This window comes from Streptococcus mobilis, from assembly GCF_059727625.1.
On record NZ_AP041823.1, the window covers coordinates 2,020,698 to 2,042,521 of the forward strand.

23 protein-coding genes, 1 tRNA gene and 1 other RNA gene are annotated in these 21,824 nt (G+C 44.2%); 9 read left to right on the forward strand and 16 right to left on the reverse strand.

What is annotated here, in order from left to right; translation table 11 throughout:
* Window positions 1-104 precede the first annotated feature (104 nt).
* The 4 genes from AC6IZR_RS09695 (at window position 105) to tpx (ending at window position 3,180) form a co-directional block, all read left to right on the forward strand.
* A complete protein-coding gene (locus tag AC6IZR_RS09695; RefSeq protein ID WP_414257250.1) occupies window positions 105-827 on the forward strand; it encodes a metal ABC transporter ATP-binding protein in 723 nt (240 codons plus the stop codon).
* Window positions 824-1,666, forward strand: a complete 843-nt coding sequence (locus AC6IZR_RS09700; protein WP_101770885.1) for a metal ABC transporter permease — start codon at window positions 824-826, stop codon at window positions 1,664-1,666. Before AC6IZR_RS09695 ends, AC6IZR_RS09700 begins: the two co-directional genes overlap by 4 nt.
* 11 nt (window positions 1,667-1,677) lie before the next feature.
* Entirely contained in the window at window positions 1,678-2,607 is a 930-nt protein-coding gene (gene fimA / locus AC6IZR_RS09705) for a metal ABC transporter substrate-binding lipoprotein/fibrin-binding adhesin FimA (protein ID WP_497848521.1), read from the forward strand.
* A 78-nt stretch (window positions 2,608-2,685) separates the two neighbouring features.
* Window positions 2,686-3,180 carry a thiol peroxidase gene (gene tpx / locus AC6IZR_RS09710; RefSeq protein WP_497848522.1) on the forward strand — a complete coding sequence of 165 codons (495 nt, stop codon included), beginning with the start codon at window positions 2,686-2,688 and terminating at the stop codon, window positions 3,178-3,180.
* Between the two features lie 34 nt (window positions 3,181-3,214).
* On the opposite strand, the gene AC6IZR_RS09715 is transcribed toward tpx, so the two are convergent.
* Complete coding sequence (locus AC6IZR_RS09715; protein WP_497848523.1) at window positions 3,215-4,240, reverse strand: DUF3114 domain-containing protein; 1,026 nt, start codon at window positions 4,238-4,240, stop codon at window positions 3,215-3,217.
* Window positions 4,241-4,364: 124 nt separating this feature from the next.
* On the opposite strand from AC6IZR_RS09715, the gene AC6IZR_RS09720 reads away from it, so the two are divergent.
* Complete coding sequence (locus AC6IZR_RS09720; protein ID WP_497848524.1) at window positions 4,365-5,018, forward strand: metal-dependent transcriptional regulator; 654 nt, start codon at window positions 4,365-4,367, stop codon at window positions 5,016-5,018.
* A gap of 21 nt (window positions 5,019-5,039) precedes the next feature.
* Here the strand turns inward: AC6IZR_RS09720 and dtd are convergent, their stop codons facing one another.
* From dtd to AC6IZR_RS09760, 8 genes are all read right to left on the reverse strand, one after another.
* Window positions 5,040-5,483, reverse strand: a complete 444-nt coding sequence (gene dtd, locus AC6IZR_RS09725; RefSeq protein ID WP_024054704.1) for a D-aminoacyl-tRNA deacylase — start codon at window positions 5,481-5,483, stop codon at window positions 5,040-5,042.
* Window positions 5,484-5,628: 145 nt separating this feature from the next.
* Complete coding sequence (locus AC6IZR_RS09730; RefSeq protein WP_497848525.1) at window positions 5,629-7,848, reverse strand: RelA/SpoT family protein; 2,220 nt, start codon at window positions 7,846-7,848, stop codon at window positions 5,629-5,631.
* Between the two features lie 162 nt (window positions 7,849-8,010).
* Entirely contained in the window at window positions 8,011-8,754 is a 744-nt protein-coding gene (locus AC6IZR_RS09735; protein ID WP_497848526.1) for a 16S rRNA (uracil(1498)-N(3))-methyltransferase, read from the reverse strand.
* 1 nt (window position 8,755) lies between these two features.
* Window positions 8,756-9,706, reverse strand: a complete 951-nt coding sequence (prmA, locus tag AC6IZR_RS09740) for a 50S ribosomal protein L11 methyltransferase (RefSeq protein ID WP_148130441.1) — start codon at window positions 9,704-9,706, stop codon at window positions 8,756-8,758.
* Window positions 9,707-9,843: 137 nt separating this feature from the next.
* Window positions 9,844-10,317: a GNAT family N-acetyltransferase gene (locus tag AC6IZR_RS09745; RefSeq protein ID WP_340281282.1), complete on the reverse strand. Its 474-nt coding sequence runs from the start codon at window positions 10,315-10,317 to the stop codon at window positions 9,844-9,846.
* The gene (locus tag AC6IZR_RS09750; RefSeq protein ID WP_031574864.1) at window positions 10,314-10,748 is read right to left on the reverse strand and encodes an NUDIX hydrolase; all 435 of its coding nucleotides are present in this window, start codon (window positions 10,746-10,748) and stop codon (window positions 10,314-10,316) included. Before AC6IZR_RS09750 ends, AC6IZR_RS09745 begins: the two co-directional genes overlap by 4 nt.
* 49 nt (window positions 10,749-10,797) lie before the next feature.
* Window positions 10,798-11,340: a hypothetical protein gene (locus AC6IZR_RS09755; protein WP_497848527.1), complete on the reverse strand. Its 543-nt coding sequence runs from the start codon at window positions 11,338-11,340 to the stop codon at window positions 10,798-10,800.
* 55 nt (window positions 11,341-11,395) lie between these two features.
* Window positions 11,396-11,866, reverse strand: coding sequence for a DUF3013 family protein (locus AC6IZR_RS09760; RefSeq protein WP_118095963.1), 471 nt, complete (start codon window positions 11,864-11,866; stop codon window positions 11,396-11,398).
* Window positions 11,867-11,980: 114 nt separating this feature from the next.
* Between AC6IZR_RS09760 and AC6IZR_RS09765 the strand changes: the two genes are divergently transcribed.
* The 4 genes from AC6IZR_RS09765 (at window position 11,981) to AC6IZR_RS09780 (ending at window position 14,370) form a co-directional block, all read left to right on the forward strand.
* A complete protein-coding gene (locus AC6IZR_RS09765; protein WP_371495756.1) occupies window positions 11,981-13,252 on the forward strand; it encodes a replication-associated recombination protein A in 1,272 nt (423 codons plus the stop codon).
* A gap of 66 nt (window positions 13,253-13,318) precedes the next feature.
* Window positions 13,319-13,511, forward strand: a non-coding RNA gene (gene ssrS, locus AC6IZR_RS09770) — 6S RNA.
* 5 nt (window positions 13,512-13,516) lie between these two features.
* Window positions 13,517-13,589, forward strand: a tRNA-Lys gene (locus AC6IZR_RS09775).
* Between the two features lie 247 nt (window positions 13,590-13,836).
* Window positions 13,837-14,370, forward strand: a complete 534-nt coding sequence (locus AC6IZR_RS09780) for a hypothetical protein (RefSeq protein WP_497848528.1) — start codon at window positions 13,837-13,839, stop codon at window positions 14,368-14,370.
* 286 nt (window positions 14,371-14,656) lie between these two features.
* On the opposite strand, the gene AC6IZR_RS09785 is transcribed toward AC6IZR_RS09780, so the two are convergent.
* The 7 genes from AC6IZR_RS09785 to AC6IZR_RS09815 form a co-directional block, all read right to left on the reverse strand.
* On the reverse strand, window positions 14,657-15,364 hold the full coding sequence (locus AC6IZR_RS09785) for an ABC transporter (protein ID WP_497848529.1): 708 nt from the start codon (window positions 15,362-15,364) through the stop codon (window positions 14,657-14,659).
* Window positions 15,361-16,041: an ABC transporter ATP-binding protein gene (locus tag AC6IZR_RS09790; protein ID WP_497848530.1), complete on the reverse strand. Its 681-nt coding sequence runs from the start codon at window positions 16,039-16,041 to the stop codon at window positions 15,361-15,363. The genes AC6IZR_RS09785 and AC6IZR_RS09790 overlap by 4 nt, the downstream gene beginning before the upstream one ends.
* A gap of 288 nt (window positions 16,042-16,329) precedes the next feature.
* Window positions 16,330-17,634, reverse strand: a complete 1,305-nt coding sequence (locus tag AC6IZR_RS09795; RefSeq protein ID WP_497848531.1) for a sensor histidine kinase — start codon at window positions 17,632-17,634, stop codon at window positions 16,330-16,332.
* 13 nt (window positions 17,635-17,647) lie between these two features.
* Window positions 17,648-18,382 (reverse strand): response regulator transcription factor, encoded by a 735-nt coding sequence (locus AC6IZR_RS09800; protein ID WP_497848532.1) that lies wholly within the window; start codon window positions 18,380-18,382, stop codon window positions 17,648-17,650.
* Between the two features lie 1,025 nt (window positions 18,383-19,407).
* A complete protein-coding gene (gene groL, locus AC6IZR_RS09805) occupies window positions 19,408-21,033 on the reverse strand; it encodes a chaperonin GroEL (RefSeq protein WP_497848533.1) in 1,626 nt (541 codons plus the stop codon).
* Between the two features lie 21 nt (window positions 21,034-21,054).
* Window positions 21,055-21,336: a co-chaperone GroES gene (gene groES / locus AC6IZR_RS09810; protein WP_024055367.1), complete on the reverse strand. Its 282-nt coding sequence runs from the start codon at window positions 21,334-21,336 to the stop codon at window positions 21,055-21,057.
* A 129-nt stretch (window positions 21,337-21,465) separates the two neighbouring features.
* On the reverse strand, window positions 21,466-21,759 hold the full coding sequence (locus AC6IZR_RS09815) for a hypothetical protein (RefSeq protein ID WP_003004348.1): 294 nt from the start codon (window positions 21,757-21,759) through the stop codon (window positions 21,466-21,468).
* Window positions 21,760-21,824 lie beyond the last annotated feature (65 nt).

The following is a 21,824-nucleotide window of genomic DNA, read 5'->3' on the forward strand; positions in this document are numbered from 1 at the left end:
GGAACTTTTTTCAATGATTTCAAGTGATTTAAGCTGAATTATTTTATTAATTAACTTGACTTAATTTTTTTATTCATGTATATTAATACTAAAGGAGCAAAATCATGATTCAAATTGAACATCTAAGTGTTGCCTACCAGCAAACACTGGCCTTGGAGGATCTTTCCCTCACCATCCAGGGGCCAACCATCCTAGGAATTCTTGGGCCCAACGGAGCTGGGAAATCAACCCTGATCAAGGCCATGCTAGGACTTCTCCCCCATTCGGGAAAGGTCCAGCTCGATCAAAAAGATCTCGGCCAAGTTCTTCAACGAGTGGCCTACGTCGAACAGAAATCCGCTATTGATTTCCACTTCCCCATCACGGTGCGGGAGTGTGTCTCACTGGGTCTCTATCCCCATCTTTCTATCTTCAAGCGAAAAAGCAAAGAGGACCTCAAAAAAGTGGAAAATGCCTTGAAACTTGTCAATCTTCTTGATCTAGCAGATCGCCAGATCGGCCAGCTTTCGGGAGGGCAATTCCAACGGGTGCTGATTGCCCGTTGCCTGGTCCAAGAAGCGGATGTCATCTTTTTGGATGAGCCCTTCGCAGGGATTGACTCTGTCAGCGAAGACATCATCATGCAGACCCTCCAGACCTTGAAACAAGAAGGCAAGACCATCCTGATTGTCCATCACGACCTCAGCAAGGTCCCAGCTTATTTTGACCAGGTCCTCCTCCTTCACCGCAAGCTGATCGCTTTTGGGAAAACAGAGGAAACCTTTACCAAGGAGAATCTGCATGCAGCCTATGGGCATGAACTCTTTATAGGAGGTGGCGTCGGATGATTACAGAATTTATCGATGGATTACAGCAATTCCACTTCTTACAGAATGCCCTGATCACAGCCATTGCCATCGGTATTGTTGCTGGAGCTGTCGGATGCTTCATTATTTTGCGAGGCATGTCTCTCATGGGAGATGCTATCTCGCACGCAGTCCTTCCAGGGGTGGCCCTGTCCTTTATCCTTGGCATCAATTTCTTTATTGGCGCCATTGTCTTTGGGCTTCTAGCTTCCATTCTTATCACCTATATCAAGAGCAACTCCATCATCAAGAGCGACACAGCGATAGGGATTACCTTTTCTTCTTTCCTCGCCTTAGGAGTCATTCTGATTGGAGTCGCAAAAAGTTCCACCGACCTTTTCCACATCCTCTTTGGGAATATCTTGGCCGTGCAAGACCAGGATATGTGGATGACCATCGGTATTGGGGTGGCGGTCTTGCTGGTGATTGTCCTGCTTTTTCGCCCCTTGCTTCTCACTTCATTTGATCCAGTTTTGGCTCAATCCATGGGCGTCCGGGTCAAGGTCTACCACTACCTCCTTATGGTGCTCTTGACATTGGTTTCTGTTACTGCTATGCAAAGTGTCGGAACCATTCTCATCGTCGCCATGCTTATTACACCCGCTGCGACGGCCTACCTCTATGCCAATAACCTCTGGTCCATGATGCTCTTGTCCTCTAGCCTAGGTGCTCTTGCATCCATTTTGGGACTCTTTATTGGTTATAGCTTAAACATCGCCGTCGGGTCTTGTATTGTCCTCACTTCTGCCATCTTCTTTCTCATCAGCTTCTTTATAGCTCCTAAGCAAAGAAAGAACAGGCACGCTCTTTCATCTCATTAAAGGGGAAACACATGAAAAAAATCGCTTCTGTCCTCGCCCTCTTTGTGGCACTCTTATTCGGCCTGTTGGCCTGCAGCAAAGGCTCTTCTTCTGGAGCTTCTGGTAAATTGAAAGTGGTCACCACCAATTCAATCCTTGCAGATATAACTAAAAATATTGCTGAGGATAAGATCGATCTGCACAGTATCGTTCCTGTCGGCAAAGATCCTCACGAATACGAACCGCTTCCAGAAGATGTCAAAAAGACTTCGCAAGCAGACCTCATCTTCTACAACGGGATCAACCTCGAAACCGGTGGCAATGCTTGGTTTACTAAATTGGTCAAAAATGCCAATAAAGTTGAAAACAAAGACTATTTCGCAGCAAGCGACGGAGTCGACGTCATCTACTTGGAAGGCCAAAACCAAGCTGGAAAAGAAGACCCTCACGCTTGGCTCAATCTCGAAAACGGGATCCTCTACGCTAAAAACATTGCCAAACAATTGATCGCAAAAGATCCAAAAAACAAGGACTTCTACGAAAAAAATCTAGCTGCCTATACTGAAAAACTCAGCAAGCTCGACCAAGAAGCCAAACAAAAATTCAACAATATCCCAGAGGAGAAGAAGATGATTGTAACCAGCGAAGGCTGCTTCAAGTACTTCTCCAAAGCCTACGGCGTCCCATCTGCCTATATCTGGGAAATCAATACGGAAGAAGAAGGCACACCTGACCAAATCAAAACGCTGGTAGAAAAGCTCCGGCAAACCAAGGTACCGGCTCTCTTTGTCGAATCCAGTGTCGATGAGCGTCCTATGAAAACTGTGTCTAAGGATACCAATATCCCTATCTTTGCAAAGATCTTTACTGACTCGATTGCCAAAGAAGGGGAAAAGGGTGATAGCTACTACAGCATGATGAAGTGGAACTTAGACAAGATCGCAGAAGGATTGAGTCAGTAGACCATTCAGATTTCTAAACAAATCAGTGGCCCCTCCACCGGTATTGCGGTACAATAAAAACAAAAAAGGAGTCTTTTTATGGCAATATTTTTAGGAAACCCTGTGACCTTTACCGGATCTCAACTTCAAGTAGGGGAAATGGCCCATGATTTTTCATTGATCACTCCAGCTCTTGAGAAGAAATCTTTAGCTGATTTTGCTGGCAAGAAAAAAGTCCTCAGCATTATCCCATCCATCGACACAGGCATCTGTTCGATGCAAACACGTCACTTCAATCAAACCTTATCGGATATGGAAGACACTGTCGTCTTGACGGTCTCTGTCGACCTTCCTTTTGCTCAAGGTAAATGGTGCGCTGCTGAAGGGCTCGACAATGCCATCATGCTCTCAGACTACTACGACCATTCCTTCGGGAAAGCATACGGCCTCTTGATTAATGAATGGCACCTACTTGCGCGTGCTGTCTTGGTCTTAGATGCGGATAACAAGGTTACTTACGTTGAATACCTAGAAAATATCAACAGCGAACCAAATTACGACGCTGCAATCAAAGCCGTCAAAGCACTTGGATAAATGAAAAAAGAGGTCTGCGACCTCTTTTCCATTGCTATAAAATCCGATGGAGTCCATTCTGTAGGAGGACGCGCCAGCGTAAGCGAGGGATGCCTCTGAGGAAACTCCGCACGCGCTGTGCCACTTGTTGCTTGTAGCTCTTGCCTCCTTGTGCAAAGACCCCTTTTCGACTCCAGTAGCCTTCGACACTGCGATCATTTTTAGGGGCTAGATAGCGAACACCTTGACGATAAAGGACCTGCTTCCGAAAGGCTGGGTCCCAAGCTTTGACGGGGTCAATATCTAAGTCCTTATGGGTCCGTCCCCTAGCCAGCCCGTAGTTAAAACTAGCCCCATTGACAATGCCATTTTCAGAAACTTCTACTGGATCGACTTCATTGAGAAAACGCCCGGCTTGATCGAGAATATACTCCGTATGGAAATTTAACAAGACCTTGAAATTGACTTGTTGGGAGGCCCCTGATGGATAATGAAGGTGACCATCTGGCCCTAGGGAGACCTTATTGTGAAGGCGGGCAGCCGCATAAGCATCCACCGTGACCGCTCTAGCCTTTTGTATGTAAGCTTGTAAGGCCTCCTCGTCAGTCTGTCCAGCTCTGGCCTTATGCGTCCGAACCCATTGGGCTTGGTAACTTGAAAGTAGGTAGCGTAACTGGTGAACCTGGCGTTTCAAGAGCTGATCTCCCGACTGATCTGCTAAGGGATCCTTTTCAAAGGCGATTTGCACGACGTGTGAAAAAGCCTTCCAAAAGTCGGAACTTGGCGGACAATCTGGAGCCATCCTACTCAGAAGAAAGGCTGTTTCTTCACAAGTTCCGGACAGGTCACTTGGCATAAGAAGAATTTTCATGACTCCCCTCAGCAAGTCTTGGGCAGCCGTTTCCGTTAGATCTTTGATCTCTTGAAACCACATATTTTGAAACAGAGGACTGGCAAAGAAAAAGACAGACTGGTATTGTTCTTGGTAGGCTTGTGGATCTTTCAATCCCTGCAAGTGCTTCTCTAGATAGGCTAAACTACTCTCTCTCCAGCCTAATCTCACTAATTCCCGTCTGTTCATAGTGCCGTCCTTTCTATGCTTCTATACTACCATCTTTTGGAGCTTGAGACAATTCTCATTACTCCACTAGCGTTTTTGAGGAGATTTTTGATATACTAGAAGTGAGCGAAGAAAAGAGGAAAGCATGACACCAAACAAAGAAGATTACCTCAAGTGCATTTATGAAATTGGCACAGAAGTAGAAAAAATCAGCAACAAGGAAATCGCCAGTCGCATGCAGGTCTCTCCACCCGCTGTGACCGAGATGATTAAGCGTATGGTCTCTGAGGGCCTCTTGGTAAAAGACAAGGCCCATGGGTATCTACTAACGGATCTAGGATCACAGTTGGTCTCTGATCTCTACCGCAAGCACCGCTTGATCGAAGTATTTCTTCTGGAAAAACTTGACTATACAACTGAAGAAGTCCATGAAGAGGCAGAAGTTCTCGAGCATACCGTTTCTGAACATTTCATTGACCAGCTGGATCACATGCTTGGAACTCCTAAGACCTGCCCTCACGGTGGGACAATTCCAAAGAAAGGCGAAAGGCTTGTCGAAGCCTACCAAGACCGTCTCAGCGAAGCGACCCAACCTGGTCTGTATATTCTGCAAAGGGTCCATGACACCTATGAATTGCTAAAATTCTTAGACCAGATCCATCTCCAGATTGGGAATACTATCGCGTTTCAACGGTATGATGACTACACAGGCCTCTATCACTTAATCATCCATGGACAAGAAATTTCTATCAACCAAGTGATCGCCCAACAACTCTATATCGAAAAACATGCAGTCTAAACCGACTGCATGTTTTCTTACTTATGGATTTTTTGTATCTAACAAAATCGTCACTGGACCATCATTGATCAATTCAATCGCCATATCGGCCCCAAAGATCCCTCGTTTGACAGGGACTTCTTTTTCTAATTGATCATTAAAGGCATCATATAACTGACTGGCCATATCTGGCTTGGCAGCCCCTGTAAAAGCAGGACGGTTGCCTTTTTTGGTGTCCGCAAAGAGGGTAAATTGAGAGATCGACAAAATTTCCCCTTGGATATCTTTGACCGAAAGATTCATCTTATCTTCCTCATCTGAGAAAATACGCATCTGCGATACCTTTCGAACCGCATAATCTAAATCTTTCTGATCGTCATCTGGACCGACACCTACTAGGAGCAGCAAACCTTGCTGGATTGCATTGTAGACTTGACCATCAATGGAAACTGAGGCACTCTTAACCCGTTGAATCACTAATTTCATTTGATTATCCTATTTTATAAATCTATTTGGCATTCACTACTAACCTTCAAAGAACATCAACTTCAGACAAGGCAGTGAGATGCAGACAGTACTGAAGTACGGCGAGACGAGCTAACGAAGCCATAAAAGATAACTGAGCAGAAGACTAGCCGTTAGTACGCTTAACAGAGTATACCTCCGGCACACTCTTAATCTTATCCACAACCGTTGTCAACATCGATAGGTTCGGAATCCCAAAGGAAATGTGGATATTGGCAAATTTCATGTCTTTGGTTGGTTGGGCATTGACAGTTGAGATCATCTTAGCTGTATTGGAGAGGACTTGGAGTACATCGTTAAGAAGTCCGGCACGGTTGAGTCCGTAAATATCAATGTGGGCGATATAGTCTTTGGTCGTGTTGTTATCTTCCCATTCTACATCAATCAAGCGTTGCTCGTAGTTGTCTTGAGCGCGAAGATTCATACAGTCTCGACGGTGAATGGCGACCCCACGTCCTTTGGTGATGTAGCCGACAATTTCATCGCCTGGAACTGGGTTACAGCACTTAGCAATCCGAATCAAGAGGCCAGAAGCTCCTTGGATAACCACGCCACCTTCATGACGGACCTTCAAGGTATCTTTTTTATTTTCAACCTTGACCTCGCCACCTTTGACTAGCTCTTCTGCTTCTGCGCGTGCCTTAGCCCGCTCTTCTTCTCGGCGTTCATCCTCCGTCAAACGGTTAAAGATAGAAATAGCTCCCACTTCTCCAAAACCAATCGCCGCAAACAAGGCTTCTTCTGTCTTATAGCTTGATTTTTGTAGCACTTTGTCCATGTGCTTTTTATCCATGAACTTATTGGCTACCAAGTCATGCTCGTGGAATTGGGCCATCAAGAGGTCACGGCCACGGTTAATCGACAATTCCTTGTCTTGATTTTTAAAGAATTGACGGATCTTGTTGCGCGCCTTGCTAGTTTTAACAAGGGTCAACCAGTCACGACTCGGACCAAAGGAATTGGCATTGGTGATAATCTCCACCTGATCTCCCGTCCGAAGTTTGGTATTGAGGGGCACCATCCGGCCGTTGACCTTGGCACCAATCGCTTTTTCCCCAACCTTGGTGTGGATTTCATAGGCAAAATCGATCGGTCCGGAATCTTTGGGAAGCGAGCGCACGGTTCCGTCTGGTGTGAAGACATAAATTTCTTCCGCTAGAATATCTTCTTTTACATTTTCAACAAATTCTTTGGCGTCGCCTGACTGGTCTTGGAGATCCATCATCTCCTTGATCCAGTTCATCCCAATAGCAGATTCCTTACTGTTAACCTGACCTTTGATGCCTTTTTTATAGGCCCAGTGAGCCGCAACCCCGTACTCAGCGACTTCATGCATTTCCTTGGTTCGGATCTGGAATTCAATCGGTCCTTTAGGGCCGTAGACAGTCGTATGGATGGACTGGTAGCCATTGGCCTTCCGGTTGGCAATATAGTCCTTAAAACGCCCTGGCATTGGCTTCCAGAGCTCATGGATGTAGCCTAGCATGGCATAGACATCGCTTGGGGTATCCAGGATACAGCGGATGGCAATCAAGTCATAGATTTCATCGAAGCGTTTCTTTTTATCCTGCATCTTGCGATAGATCGAGTAGATGTGCTTTGGGCGACCATAAATTTTCCCATGCAAATGGCGTTCCCCAGCATAGGTCTCGATCTTGCGGACAACCTCTTCGACCAACTCTTCTCGCTCGCGACGTTTTTCCTTCATCATATGAGAAATCTTGTAGAATTCTGTCTCATTCAAATAACGGAAAGACAAATCCTCCAGTTCCCATTTGACGCTGGAAATCCCGAGACGGTGGGCGAGTGGCGCATAGATCTCCATGGTCTCACGCGAAATGCGCTCTTGCTTATCCTTGCGCAAATGCTTGAGGGTACGCATATTATGCAAGCGGTCTGCCAATTTGACCAAAATGACACGGATATCTTGAGACATGGCCATGAGCATCTTGCGATGGTTTTCCGCCAACTGCTCTTCATGGGACTTGTACTTGACCTTCCCGAGCTTGGTCACCCCATCGACAATCACGCGCACATCATGACCAAATTCGCGCTCTAAATCATCTAAAGTCGCATCCGTATCTTCCACGACATCATGCAAAAAGCCACAGGCGACCGTCACAGCATCCAGTTTCAGCTTGGCAAGGATTCCTGCCACTTGAATTGGGTGGATGATATAAGGCTCGCCAGACTGACGGAATTGCCCATTATGGCAATCAACCGCATAGACCAAAGCCTTTTGCACAAAAGCAACATCTTCAGGTGATAAATATTTTTTTGTAAGGGCAACGACTTGGTCCCCTGTTAAATTCTCTTCTTTCGGCATGTATTTTCTCCAGTTTCTTGGATACTATTTTAACACTTTTAGAAGCAGATGGGAACCAATGAAGCTACTTTCATATACGGATACTTCTCGAAGATCATTCTGGGATCCACCTTGCTTTCATCATTCTTGTAAAAAAACTAACGAAGCGATTCCTTCACTTCGTTAGTTCATTAATTCTGTAACAACACTCACGGCACTGAGAGCGTAGAGTGGGGCCGTTTCCGCTCGTAGGATGCGAGGCCCAAGCCCTACTAACACTGCTCCTTTAGCTGTAAAACTTTCAATTTCTGCAGGGGAGAGGCCTCCCTCTGGTCCAAAGATAAAGAGCAGTTTACATCCAGCTTCCAATCCTGTCAGCGACTGAATCAGAGCGGCCACCTCGCCTTCTTTGGCTGACTCTTCATAGGCCACCACGATCCGGTCAAACTGGTCGAACTGATCCAGAAAGTCTGCCTTTTTCTCAAAAAGGGTAATGCTTGGGACCAAATTCCGCTTGCTTTGCTCGGCTGCTCCAAGGGCAATTTTTTCTAGTTTTTCGACCTTTTTACCCAACTTCTTGCCGTCCCACTTGGCAACGGACCAGTCCGCAGGGAAGGCCCATATTTGGCTAGCACCCAGTTCTGTTACTTTCTGAGTGATGAACTCCAGCTTGTCTCCCTTGGGAAAGCCTGATGCGATGGTCACTTGGACCGGCAGTTCCACATTGTCAGCCAATTCTTCAACCAGCTCCAATTGACGGGATTCCACATTGACCACGCGCGCCAAGCGCTTGATCCCATCATCAAATACCAAAGTCACCTCATCATCTTCTTTTAAGCGCATGACCTGAAACATGTGCTTGCTGGTCTCCTTGTCCTCAATGGTGACAGGTGAGCTAGCCAAACCTTTTACAAAATACTGCTGCATGCTAGCCTCCAATCACACCGGAGACATCCTTGGTCTTCTTGAAGACACAGGCATTCCATTCCCCTTGGATCATGTGGGTTTCAAGGAAAAATCCAGCTGACTCAGCTGACTCACGGACCATGTCCCACTTGTCCTTGATAATGCCACTCATGATCAGGTAACCTTCGTCCTTGACCAAACGATAAGCATCCTCTGTCAGATGGATCAGGATATCCGCCAAGATATTGGCCACGATGACATCTGCCTCAATCTCCACGCCTTTAAGCAAATCGCCTGGGGCTACATGAATGTTTTCCATACCCGGATTGAGCTCAATATTTTCCTGAGCGACGCGAACCGCTACATCATCCAGGTCATAGGCGAAGATTTCCTTAGCGCCAAGAAGCGAGCTAGCAATGGAAAGGACACCGGAACCTGTCCCCACATCTAGCACTGTCTCCCCACCGCGAAGAACCTGCTCCAAGGCAAAGAGACTCATCTTGGTTGTTGGGTGAGTTCCTGTCCCAAAGGCCATCCCTGGATCCAGCTTGATAATCTTCTCGCCAGCAGTTGCCTCATAGTCCGTCCATGACGGAACGATGGTCAAGTCATGGGTAATACGAGCTGGTTCATAGTATTTCTTCCAATTATCTGCCCAGTCTTCCTCAGCCAAGGCAGTCGTCCCCATCTTGACCTCTCCTAGATCCATAAAATCGGTCAATTCTGCTAAGCGAGCCTGCAAATCCGCTTCAACCGCTGCTACATCAACCGTTTCCGGGTAGTAGGCGGTCACCACGATCTCTTCTTGCTGCTCGACATCAGGAAAAATCTCACCAAAGCGGTCCACATTGCCCACATAGTCCATGCTATCTTCAATTGCTACCCCTTGGGCACCTAACTCAATCAAGAGATTGGAGACCAGCTCCTCTCCCTCACGTTTCACTGTAACTTTTAACTCTTGCCATGTTTCCATCATTAAGATACCAAGCCCGTAAAACACAAAGCCAAAATAGGAAACTCTCTGAAGACGTTTGTGTCTAAGAGAAGTTTATCTTTTTGGCATAGTGTTTAGGGCGGGTTCAGTTTAGAAATTTAACCGAACCGTCCTTTCTATTTGTCAATCAATTTTTTCATGTAGACCATATCCATACCTTCTTTTTCAGGCTCGATATGGGTTTGATGGTAGCCATTCTTCTCGTAGAAGGCGACCATGCCTGCATCCTGTAACACCGTACACAAATCCCACTGTGTGATGGTTGGAAATTCCTCTTCTAGCAAGCGCAATCCTTCAGAACCATACCCTTTTTCCTGATACGGAGGCAAAATCGCTGCTGTTCCCAACCAAGCTTCCGTTAACTCTTCATTGGTATGAATTCGTAAAAAACCAATCTTCTCTTCGTTTTCTTTCACAAAGTAGTAATAGCTATTGGGACGCTCGACTAATTTCCACTTGATTCGTTCGCGGTCCTCGAGATAAGGGTCATATTCATCATGGTATTTTTCATAAACAGCCTTAAAGCTAGCTCTTTGAATCGCAATGACGTCCTCTAAATCCTCTTCTCCTGCTCGTTCAAGTCTTATCATAAACCTTCCTCCAAATAATCCCTCAATCTCCCCTGTAGCTGAGGCACTGCCTGTTTAGACTTCAAAAATTCCTCAATAGGCATCAGTTTATAGGCCTGTCCTTCATTCCCAAAGGTAATATTGTCAAATTGTTCTTGTCTTAGCTGACCAACCATAAAGACCGATTGCTTGTCTTTAAAGATTACGCTAGGATAAATCTTGCTCCAAAGCAGACAGTCTTCATCTAAATGAATTCCCAATTCCTCATAAACTTCACGCGCTGCGCACTCGAAAGGGCTTTCGTTTCCTTCACGACCACCACCTGGCAACTCCCACATGTTGGGACAAGGGATATCGTCCTTGTCATCACGTAAGATAGTCAAGACCTTATCCCCACAAATCAAGGCAATCTTGCAACCTTGGAAATCCATTCTGCTATCCAATAATTCCATGATATTTACTCTTTTCTATGATAACAATTACTCTCTAGGAAAATACAAGCTAGCGTTCTTCGATTACTTTTTGGCACTCTGCATCCCAGTATGCTTGCCATCTGCCATGTTTTTTAGCAAAATAAATCGTAAACTCATCATTTACATAATCTGCAACATAGCGAAGATTAGGCGTTTTTTCCTCACCGCTTAATATCCAAGGATGGAAGTAAAAGGTTTTCTCCCACCTCTTCTGAGTATAGCCGAGATTCTTGGCATACTGAGGGATGGGTTGTTGCATCTCACTTTCCAAATAGGACTGAATAGCATTGTCAATACTATTTAAACGAGCTAATAGTTGCTTAAACTGGTCTTCCTCTTCCGTATTAAAACCAACTAGAAATTCAAATTCCGCAAAGTCTTCAGGAAATTCAAGTTCTGTGACTGTACCATCTTCTGCATAGCGCCCCTCCTCATCGACAAGGCGACGAGTTCCAGACTTCAATATTCGCTCGAAATCTAGATCCGCAAAGCGATTGCGGGGAAGAATATCAACTGACGGCTCAGTTTTAGCTGACCTTCTCCTGAAAAACTGTTTGACTTTTTCTAGCATAGTCTCCCCCTTCTCCTTGAATTCATTATTTAAAAATGTCCACTTAGAATCTTTTCTAATACCTCGGGTAAGGGTAAAAAGTACTTTCTTCTAGGCCAACCTTGCCTTCTTCAAAAACTTCTTGGTTCCAGACGATCTCAAAGCTCTCTGCCTCTTCGTCTGCTAAAAAATCCATGAGCTCATCCAAGGCCAACTCAGCTGTATCCCGAAGGAAAGTCGCAAAATAGGCTAGAAATTCACGAGACAATCCTTTTTTAGGCTCATAAGGAATCGCTGTTAAATAGGCATCTTCTTCCACATGAGACTTGGCTGGATTGTAGAAGAGCACGGCTTCTTCAAAGAAGATATCCTCGTCAGACTCTTCACCCGCTTCATCAACCAAGGCAACCCCTCCCGTATTCTGTGCTTCCAACAAGAAAGCCACTTCTACCGCATGGTTTTTTTTATCCCAATTGATCTCAAAGTCAAAGGGAAAAACCTTGTCCATCTCCTCTTCTAAAATATCCAAAAATCCATATTTAGACATAGCGTCCTCTTTCTAATTTCCCACTCTTAGAGCGGAATATGATACAATAGTTACTACAATCTTACCATAAAAAACGCCTCTTTGAAAGGAGACAAAGCTAGAAAGGAGAAGGAAATGCCCGACAATCTCGCACTCCGTATGCGCCCACGGACGATCGATCAAGTCATCGGTCAACAACACCTGGTCGGAGAAGGCAAAATCATCCGCCGCATGGTCGAGGCCAATCGTCTGTCTTCCATGATTCTCTATGGACCTCCGGGGATCGGAAAGACCAGTATTGCTTCTGCCATCGCAGGAACGACCAAGTATGCCTTTCGGACCTTTAATGCAACGGTTGACAGTAAAAAGCGCCTCCAAGAAATCGCAGAGGAAGCCAAGTTTTCAGGTGGCTTGGTCCTGCTTTTAGACGAGATCCATCGCCTTGATAAAACCAAGCAAGATTTTCTCTTGCCTTTGCTCGAAAGTGGTCTGGTCATCATGATCGGTGCAACGACTGAAAATCCCTTTTTCTCTGTCACACCCGCTATTCGTAGCCGCGTACAAATCTTTGAGCTGGAACCGTTGACGACGGAGGAGGTCAAGCAAGCTCTAAAAACGGCGCTAGATGATCCCGAGCGTGGCTTTGATTTTCCAGTTGTGCTCGATGAGGACGCTTTGGATTTCATCGCTACCTCGACCAATGGAGATCTTCGTTCCGCCTTTAATTCTCTCGATCTGGCGGTGCTGTCGACCTCTGAAAATGCAGAAGGCATCCGTCACATTACGCTAGAGATCATGGAAAATAGCCTCCAGCGCAGCTACATCACCATGGACAAGGATGGAGACGGCCACTACGATGTGCTCTCTGCCCTACAAAAGTCTATCCGTGGTTCGGATGTCGATGCTAGTCTTCACTACGCCGCTCGTTTGATCGAAGCTGGAGATCTACCCAGCCTAGCTCGTCGCTTGACCGTCATCGCTTATGAGGATATCGGCCTGGCCAATCCAGATGCGCAGATCCATACCGTAACAGCCCTTCAGGCAGCGGAGCGTATCGGCTTTCCTGAGGCCCGCATTCTCATCGCCAACATCGTCATCGATCTAGCCCTTTCGCCTAAATCTAACTCAGCTTACGTTGCCATGGACAAGGCCCTGTCTGATCTGAGGACATCTGGCAACCTTCCCATTCCTCGCCACCTCCGCGATGGTCATTATGCTGGAAGCAAGGAACTGGGGAATGCGCAAAACTATAAATATCCCCACAACTACCCTGGCAACTGGGTCAAGCAGAACTACCTGCCAGACAAGCTCAAACACGCGTCCTACTTTATTCCCAATGAAAACGGCAAGTACGAGCGTGCTCTCGGAGCTACCAAGGAGAAGATTGATCAATTCAAGAAAAAGTGACATCGGTTTCAAAAAAATGAGATTTTTTCTTGAAATATTTCCAAAATGTGGTATCATATACATATAGAAACGCTGTGGTGTACGACTTCACACTTAAGTGTTGACCGACTATTTTTTGTATTATTAGGGAAACAAAAGACTTCTGGCAGTATGCAGGCCGTTTCACGCGGAAGCAGCTAAGTCAGAGCGAGTTGCCCACCTGCTTAATTGCGCGGGTTCAATACAAATCGTGAAGTTTCGGCACCAATACAGCTTTTTATATTTGCCTCCTTAGCTCAGTTGGTAGAGCAGTAGACTCTTAATCTATGGGTCACAGGTTCGAGCCCTGTAGGGGGCATTTTTTATGCACAAAAAGCCTTGAAAACCAAGGCTTTTTTGCTTGTCTTAAGAGCATTTAGCTCACTTTTTTAGATACTATAATGTAGCGTACGAAGTTAAATCATTCTGCACCATTGTTACTCCATTTAAAATAAAAACCACCTTTGAACCCTACCAAACAATTGACAGTTCTTGCCTGAATCCGCTATGATAAGGGTACTTGAAATTCCAAGTTTTCGTAGCATTTTAAATGTAAGGAGTCCAAAATGAAAATCTATTATTCAAAATATGTCGGTGGTGGCTATCTACTCTTTGCATCGGCTATATTCATTCAAATTTTCTTTCTTCTCTTACATGGATTGATCGACTTTTCTCGACTAAATCTTCTCACTGTGATTACAACCATTCTCTTTTTCGCTGCTATCTACGCAACAATTGCAGGCATCAAAAGACTAACTAGCCACAGAGTCTCCTTTGAATTCACCTTTGAAGGTATTTATGTCTACCCTGGGCTTTTCTTCTCAAAAGAAATCTTCATTCCAAAAGAAGAATTGTTGCGAGCATCTTATGTCGAAGTGGATGTTAGCGACCCTGATCATGTCAACAGCAAGGCTTGCTATTTAGATTTTAACCTCAGAGAAGTCACCCAGTTAGAAAATATTTCTAAATCAAACATCATCATCAATACAAGCACCTTGAAATTGCGTCTCGCCCTTAGCCTCTGTCGATTTAGAGAGGAAGAAAAAGCCGAGTTAGCGACCTATCTAAAAGAAAACTACGGCATTGATTTTTTCTATTAGCATGTAATAAAAAAGCCCTCCATTAGAATTTTAGAATAGCAAGATCTTTCCAAGTATTTGACGAACGAATACCGAATAACCGTTTTATAGCAAAGAAAAGAGAGTGGGACAGAAATCGGTCATTCGTTAGAATTCGATTTCGTCGTCCCACCTCCGCACAGTTGAGTAGGGCTGTAAAAGCTGATGAAATCAGCGTAGTAGAGCCCACTCAACCACTGCGTCTTGCTCGACAATCAAAAACAATTGAGAGGCTAGGACTTTTGTCCCAGCCTCTTTTTAACTGCTCTTAGTTCCCCATTTTTCCTTTGGGTACGAGCAGATAGAAAAATAGCAAATTCAATCCAAATACGGCAACAAAGAGTCCTAATTGGGTGGCATCGATCGTTTGTTTCTCGGTCAAATCTTGGATCAGCTTTGTATAATAATAGCCTGGGAAAGCCCGTTGTAGCTTGCCAACTAAGTCCATAAATCCTCCACTTGCGCCAAGCGTATCAAAGGGAATAATGGTCATGGCTGCTAAAATAATAACTGGAAAGCCAATGGTATCAATCGTCTTGGCATCTACCCTCACCCCAAGTACAAAGCCAATCACACTAAAGTAGATTCCCATCAAGGATAAGAGGAAAAATTGTACCAACAGGCTAGTCGTCACTGGAAAGTGAAAACCTAGAACAGCAACTACTAGCACCGCTAAAAAGATCAAGCTGTTCAGAATCAGTTGTACGATGCTTTGATCCCATAAATAGTTCTTGACACTATAGCTTGTAAAGTGGGATTCAAAAGAATAAAAGCCGATGTCTGAGGCGATACGCTTACTAAAAGTTGCGAGACTATTGCCAATGACCCCGATAAATACGGCAATGCCTAATAAAATACTTGGTGAAACCCCTTTTTGAAGCTGATAAAAGAAGATATACCAGCCTATGGGTAAAATAATGGTGAATAATACGAAGCGCTTATTTCGTAAAACTTGTTTTAATTGAATCTTTCTCATGCTTGTTCCCTTCCTTTATTCATCTCTTCTCGGAAATACTGCTCAATGGTTTGACCAGCCTGGTGAATGTCCTCAACAGCCTTTGTGGCAGCAATTCGACCATCTTTTAAAATCAAGACTTTTGTAAAAAAGGCATCAATTTGGTTAAAATCATGGGTCACCACAACAGATGTAAACTCTTGCTGCTCCAGCAATTTCCAAAAATTATCCACTGCTTCCAAGTCCATGCCAGTCGTTGGCTCATCTAAAAAAATCAACTTTGGATGATTCAAAATGGTTACCAACAAGGACAAGCGTCTCTTTTGACCACCAGAAAGACTTCCCACCATCTGCTCTCTTGATTCTCTTAATTCGATCATCTCTAAGAGTCCATTGATATCAGCCTGCTTCAGCTGATTCATCCGGCTTTTTAATTCGACGAATTCAGCGACGGTTAGATCCTCGATGAGCAGATCCCCCTGAGGCATCATCCCAATTTCTCTTTGAAAATCAAGCGAAGTCTTTATCGTCCCCGAATCGGCCTGGAGCTGTCCAGCGATAATATTGAACAGGGTGCTTTTACCTGCCCCATTATTTCCCAGCAAGGCAATTTTATCTCCTTCTTCTATCGAAAAAGACACTCCCTTTAATACAGCTTTTTCCTTAAATGATTTTGTAATAGATGCTACCTGAAACATACGATCCCTCTTTTCTTATTGATCTTGTGTCCATTATACTTCAAGGGGAAAACCTTGGAAGCTCTCTGTCAGAATCGGTCAAAAAATCGTCGCGAATGGTCAAAAAAGAGGCTGGGACAAAAGTCCTAGCCTCTCAATTATTTTGGATTGTCGAGCAAGACGCAGTGGTTGAGCGGGCTCTACTACGCTGATTTCATCAGCTTTTACAGCCCTACTCAACTGTGAGGAGGTGGGACGACGAAATCGAATTCTAACGAATTACCGATTTCTGTCCCACTCTCTCTTCCATTATTCCTTCCAAAAGGTCAGGCTCTGAGTAAATCGGTAGTTTGAACTCTTGGTAGACACTGTCGTTTTGGGATACTTTTCCAGTAATTGTTGGATCTTGTACAAGCCAAGACCGCGGCCCTCTCCTTTACTCGAGTAGTCTTTTTCAAAAATTCTCGCCAGATCTATTTTTTCAGCTTTTGTACTATTTTCAACTATTAAGATGAGGGAGTTTGTCTCCTGAAGCATGGCAAGAGTCAACTGGGGGTCCTCTGATTCAAGACTCGCTTCAATAGCATTGTCACAAAGGATGGATAAGAAGGTGATGAAATCTAAAACCTCGATGAATAAATCACGAACAGGTTCATCGATCTCGACAGAGATCCCAATCCCTTTATTTTGAGCTTCCAATAATTTTGCGGACAGAACACTTTTTACAGCTGGATTTTCTATGTGACTGAGTTTGGCAATATCAAACTTACTATTGTAAAATTGCTGGCCACTCTCTCGAAGAACATTCTCATAGACTTCCCTGATCGCATTGAGGTCTTCGTGCTCAATACTTAATTTGAGACTGGTTAAAATATTCAGGTAATCATGACGAAAGGCACGAATCTCCCCGTAGAGCATTTCGACGTGTTGGCTATAGGTGGCTAACTCCTGCAGTTGCCTATCTTTTTGTTCCAGAATCTCTTGTTTCAATCGTTCTTTGGACACTGCATTGAAATACAAGAGCATCACAAAAAACAAAATCAAATAAATACTATTTAACTGTTTCCGCAAAGCATCTGCATGCGGAATAATATCCTCAAAAACCACCAGACCTACAACACTGAGCAAATACACAAACATGGAAAGATCCATTGGGAGTAAGAAACGATTAAAATACTGCCGTTGAAATCCTACTTTTAGATCTGTAAAATCTAGTTTTAACAATTTAGTGATTCCTATATAAACAGGAAAGACCAGCAATTCAAGTAGAGCATCATACCAGCTGACAGATGCCTCATGAACAAGTACGATCCCTAGCATTGGAAAGACATAAAAGGCTAGGAGGCGTCCAATGAGACTCTCCATGACAACCGGGTAGAGCCCGTAAAAAATATTCAAAAGGTGTCGTATGTTACGATTTCGATAGAAACTATAGGCAATAAATACTAAGAAATAGCCAAAAAAGCCTACCGGTGGCATAAGGGTAAAGATAATTGCAAAGAAGAAGGGGCACAAAAAGAGCCAGCGCAAGGTGAACTCTTGTCTACTGATATGACGATAGATCAGCATGCTGACGAAGAACTTTAGGTAAGACATTAGAATATCTAACAGCAATTCTTTCTCCCTTCTATTTTTTCAAAGCTTCCAGTAAGCCTCTGTACTTGGTCCGTGAGATCAAGCAATTGTCCCCATTTTCAAAAAAAGCTTTCTTGGCTTCTTTATCAATCTTCGTAATATTTTGCGGATTCACCACAAAGGAGCGGTGGCACCGATACAAGCGGGGATCTGCTTTTTCGATATCGGCAATACTAGCGTAAAATTCCAAGCGCTCTTCCTGGGTGTGTAAAATGACCTTGTGAATGGTTGGAGACGTTTCAACATACAAAATCTTATTAAAAGGAACTTGTACACGCGCCATCGCACTCTCAAACGTAAAGGCATCTTGCGCAATCGTGGTCCCAGCTTGCTCCAAGGTATAGTCGATGGCTGAGCTGATTCTCTCTTTGAACTCTTCCTCACCCAGTGTTTTATCAATAAAATCCAAGGCAGCCACTTTGTACTGAAAGGTAATGGGCATGAATTCAGAGTGAGTAGTGACAAAGACAATGGTCGCATGGGGGTCTTTCTTACGAATCTCTTTTGCGATCTCTAGCCCCTTTTTCTCCTCACCTTTAATCTCGATATCTAAAAAGAATAGGTGATGAGCGCCTCTCTCTGTGATAGCATCCAGCAACTGGCTTGACTTTCCAAACACTTCTGGCGCTTTGCATTGCAAGGATTTTTGACGGATGAGATCCTGCAAGACCGTTTCGATACGCGATTGTTGGATCCATTCATCTTCTAACACAAAAATCTTCAACAAAGTCCTCACTCCTTCCCCTCTACGAATATGTTCTATTTTACCATAAATGACGCCTGCTGAGCCACTCTTTCAAAGGAGACTTGATAGGCCTTCTACCTTTTCTCCTAAACAAAAAACTCTCCCGGAGGAATCCGGAAGAGCTTGCGCAAGGGGAATTTGAAAAATATTTTTTAATATGAAAAAGGTCGATAAAATCTACGCCATATTCAAACTCTCATTTTACTAACAGCGATATTACGATCAAGTTTTATTGTCAATAGACATGTATGTGGGAAGTTCTCCCCTTGCAACAATGTAGACCTGTGATCTACTCTTAATAGTATACACTAGAATTATTACAAAATCAGTTAATTTGTATTGCAATTTGTTGGCAAATATTCCTCCGCCTGAAAACACCACAAACGCTTGATTCCCAAGCATCTACGCAAGTCCTCTTTAATTAGTATTTATCATTTCTGTTACAAAATTTAAAATAAAAATATTATTCCATAACACATGAAAATTCCAAAGCACGATAAAAAGAGGCTGGGACAAAAGTCCTAGCCTCTCAATTATTTTTGGACTGTCGATCAAGACGCAGTGGTTGAGTGGGCTCTACTACGCTGATTTCATCAGCTTTTACAGCCCTACTCAACTGTGCGGAGGTGGGACAACGAAATCGAATTCTAACGAATTACCGATTTCTGTCCCACTCTCTTTGAACTAGTAAGACGATTAGCCAGGCCGTACAATAGCGGCTGGCGTCAAATGATGAGAGTCATAGCCTCAATCATTTGTAGCGGTTACGACGCGAAAAAGGGAGGAACGATACTTTCCTCCCTTTGAGCTAGTAAGACACTTCGGCAAGGCACCATGGTGCTTGCCATAACAATAAATGCACCTGATAAATTAACCAAGGGGTTACGACGTGAAAAGGGAGGAACGATATTTTCCTCCCTTTGAGCTAGTAAGATGATTAGGTAGGCCGCAACATAGCGGCTACCGTCCAATGATTCGGTGCTTTAGCACCAATCATTGGTATCAGGTTACATCATCCCACCCATCATGCTTGGATCCATTCCTGGTCCTGCTGGGGCTGCTGGTTCTGGTTTGTTGGCTACGACTGCTTCGGTTGTCAAGATCAGACTCGCTACGGAAGCGGCGTTTTGAAGGGCTGAACGGCTCACTTTAACTGGGTCGATGATTCCTGTATCAATCATATTCACCCATTCACCTGTTGCGGCATTGAAACCTGTTCCGACTTCGGCATTTTTCAAGCGATCAATCACAATAGATCCTTCGTAACCGGCATTGTGGGCAATTTGGCGCACCGGTTCTTCCAAAGCACGAAGCACGATATTGCGTCCGGTCGCTTCATCTCCTTCTAATTCAAGGGCTGCGACTGCAGAGATGACATTGACAAGGGCTGTACCACCTCCGGCAACGATCCCTTCTTCAACGGCTGCGCGAGTCGCATTAAGGGCATCTTCGATACGAAGTTTCATTTCTTTCAATTCTGTTTCTGTTGCAGCACCGACCTTGATTACGGCAACACCACCAGACAATTTAGCCAAACGTTCTTGTAATTTTTCACGGTCAAACTCAGAGGTTGTGGTTTCGATTTGTGACTTGATAACAGCCACACGGTTAGCGATCGCTTCTGGGTTACCAGAACCTTCGACAATGACAGTACTGTCTTTATCGACTGAAACTTTAGCTGCTTGACCAAGTGCTTCAATGGTTGCATCTTTCAATTCCAAACCAAGATCGTCTGTAATGACTGTACCACCTGTCAAGATGGCAATGTCTTCTAGCATGGCTTTGCGGCGATCTCCAAATCCTGGTGCCTTGACAGCTACGACATTAAAGGTACCGCGGATCTTGTTCAAGACAAGTGTTGGAAGAGCTTCGCCATCGACATCATCAGCGATGATCAAGAGTGGACGGTTGCTTTGAAGAATGCTTTCCAACAATGGCAAGATTTCTTGGATATTTGAAATCTTCTTGTCAGTGATCAAAATGTATGGATTTTCAAGGTCTGCCACCATTTTTTCATTATCAGTGACCATGTATTGTGAAAGGTAACCACGGTCAAACTGCATTCCTTCAACGACTTCCAGTTCTGTCTCCATTCCACGAGACTCTTCAATCGTGATAACTCCATCTTTGCCAACTTTTTCCATGGCCTCAGAGATGTACTCACCGACTTTTTCAGAACGAGAAGACACAGCAGCTACTTGAGCAATCGCTTCCTTGCTCGATACTGGGATCGCATTGTTTTTCAAAGCTTCTACTGCTGTTGCAACAGCAGTCTCAATCCCACGACGGATGCCAATTGGATTAGCACCTGCAGTGACGTTTTTGATTCCTTCACGGACGATGGCTTGAGTCAAAACCGTTGCAGTTGTTGTACCGTCACCTGCGATATCATTGGTCTTAGAAGCCACTTCTGACACCAATTTAGCACCCATATTTTCAAAATGGTCTTCCAATTCGATTTCTTTTGCGATGGTCACCCCATCATTTGTGATCAAGGGTGAACCAAATGATTTTTCAAGAACCACATTGCGACCTTTAGGGCCCAACGTAACTTTCACTGTATCTGCTAAGACATCGACACCACGGACCATTGCAGAACGTGCATCAGATGAAAATTTAATATCTTTTGCCATTTCTCTTACCTCTTTCTTCTCTTACTCTACAATTGCAAGAATGTTCGCTGTTCCAACGATGGTGTAGGTTTCTTCCCCATCTTTCACTTCAATTCCTGCATGGCTTTCAACCAAAACGTGATCTCCTGCTTTTACAGCTGGGGCGATGAGTTCGCCACTTAGGGTACGCACACCTTCACCAACGGCCACTACTTCAGCTGTTTTTGTATCAGCCTTGCTCGCACCGGCGAGGACAAAACCTCCAACAGTCTGTTCTTTTTCTTCTACTTTTAAGACCACACGGTCTCCTAATGGTTTTAACATGTTCATTCCTCCATACGTGTTTTTAGCACTCTCTATACGTAAGTGCTAACTTATGTTTCTATTGTATCACTTGGTCAGAAATAGTCAAGAAAAAAACACCTCAAAAATAGATGAGATGTTTCTAAAATATCAATTTAAAATTGTCAATTTTTGATTGAAATCGTCGATCACTTTTTGAAGATTGATCCGCCCGCGGTAGATGCCATATCCAAAAACAATCATGCCTAAAATTCCAACCAAGGCTAGTAAAATCCCGAGGATCAAGAGTGGGAGGAAACTTTTGTGAAAGAGATAGATCAATACCACACCAATACTGGCAATGATAAAGAGTAAGCTGAACCAACGACCAAGGTTTTCAAGCATGTGGCGTTGGTACTTGATTTCTGTTTCATATCCATTGACAAGTTCTTGTTTTGTAACCATGGGATTCCTCCTGATAAAAATTGAGAATGAAGTGCAAGTAAAGGAGGTCAATTCACTTCATTCTC